The organism is Kitasatospora sp. NPDC059577 (genome assembly GCF_042735475.1).
In the GTDB taxonomy this organism is placed as follows: Bacteria; Actinomycetota; Actinomycetes; order Streptomycetales; family Streptomycetaceae; genus Kitasatospora.
Genome location: NZ_JBHWBZ010000151.1, coordinates 1 through 1,519, shown reverse-complemented (window position 1 = coordinate 1,519; position 1,519 = coordinate 1). Strand labels below are relative to the sequence as shown.

Below are 1,519 nucleotides of genomic sequence, written 5' to 3'. Positions count from 1 at the left end.
GCTACAACATCGCCGCCCTGCCACTGGCCGCCGCCGGACTGCTCAACCCGATGATCGCCGGAGCCGCCATGGCCTTCTCCTCGGTCTTCGTCGTCACCAACAGCCTCCGGCTGCGCCGCTTCCGGCCCGCCTGAGCACCGGCACCTGCCGACGAGAGGGGCCCGGCAGACGCGAGGGGCCCGGACCGCCATCGGTCCGGGCCCCCCGCCGTGCGTCAACGCCCCAGCAGCTCGCCGCCGTTGCAGTGCAGGATCTCACCGGTGATGAACCCGGCCTCGGGCGAGGCGAGGAAGTGCACCGCCGCCGCGACCTCGCCGGTCTCACCGATCCGGCCGAGCAGGGTGCGGGCCGCCCGCCGGGCGACCTCGGCCTCGTCCAGCCGCGGCCCGAAGAACTCGGTGCCGCTGACCGTCCCCGGCGCGACGATGTTGGCCGTGATGCCCGAGGTGCCCAACTGGGCGGCCAGGAAGTGGTTCCAGGCGTGCAGCGAGGCCTTCGCCGCGCCGTAGGAGCCGGCCCCGCGCAGGGCGGCGATGGAGCTGATGGTCACGACCCGGCCGGAGCCCGGGGTGAGCCGGTCGCGGATCGACTCGGTGAGCAGCACCACGGTCAGCACGTTGCGCTCGAAGTCGCCGCGCCAGCGGGCCAGCAGGGCGTGCGGCCCACCCCCGACCACGGTCTCCCGGCTGCCGGCGTTGTTGACCAGGACGTCGATCCGCTCGGGCAGTTCGCCCAGCGCGGCCTCCACGGCGTCCGGGTCGGCGAGGTCGCACACCAGCGGGGTGACGTTGGACCCGAGGTCGGCTGCGGCCTTCTCCAGGACCTCCCGGCGGCGGCCCACGATCACGACGTGGTCGTCCGCCTCGGCGAACCGCCGCGCGACTTCGTACCCGATTCCCGTGCCACCGCCGGTGACGACGACGTTCCTGGCCATCTGCGCACTCCCTCCCCAGTTCCGCCGTCGCGCTGCGAGTGTGCGCGACGGTCCGTACCGGAATGCCACGATTCCTATCACGCTCGGTTGCCGTGACTGCGGGGAGGGTGACGTCCCGCGCGAGAGAAGGTGTGATATGGGCGGGGTACGGCGCGCACACGGAGCGTGGCGAGAGGCAGCTCACACCCCCCGGGCGTAACTTCTCGCACCCTGATACGTCTTAGGTTGGTAGTGCGGCAGTTTTTCCGACGGGCGAGGGCACGCTGAACGGCATCGTGTCCCCGCGCTTCCATCGGCTGCCGCCGACGGGGCTCCGGCGGGCCCCGGGAACGGTCGTCGTCCTGACGGCCTTCGCGCACGACGCCGGGGTTCTGGCGGGTCAGGGACGCTTTGAGCGGCCGTCCCCGGCTGCGGCCGGCCCCGGAGTCGTGCGCCGTACGGTTCCGTCTCCGCGCGGGCCCTTCCGGGGGCGCCGCGCGGGGACGCGGAGGGGGGGGGGGGGGGGGGGGCGGCGCGGGCGGCGAGCGCGGCCGGCCCACCCGCCGCGCGGAGCCGCGCGGCGGCGCGCGGGGGCGGGGGGGCCCC

Annotated in this window: 1 protein-coding gene and 1 pseudogene; one reads left to right on the top strand and one right to left on the bottom strand. The window is 74.7% G+C overall.

Annotation, left to right across the window (positions count from 1 at the left end):
* Window positions 1-134: pseudogene (locus ACFV0O_RS41495) on the top strand (haloacid dehalogenase); the annotation flags it as partial.
* 80 nt (window positions 135-214) lie between these two features.
* Here ACFV0O_RS41495 and ACFV0O_RS41490 read toward each other — a convergent pair.
* Window positions 215-934, bottom strand: coding sequence for an SDR family NAD(P)-dependent oxidoreductase (locus tag ACFV0O_RS41490; protein ID WP_380350279.1), 720 nt, complete (start codon window positions 932-934; stop codon window positions 215-217).
* Window positions 935-1,519: the final 585 nt, after the last annotated feature.

Coding starts and splice junctions, on each gene's coding strand:
- ACFV0O_RS41490 (WP_380350279.1), bottom strand. CDS start 934: ATGGCCAGGAACGTCGTCGTCACCGGCGGTGGCACGGGAATCGGGTAC.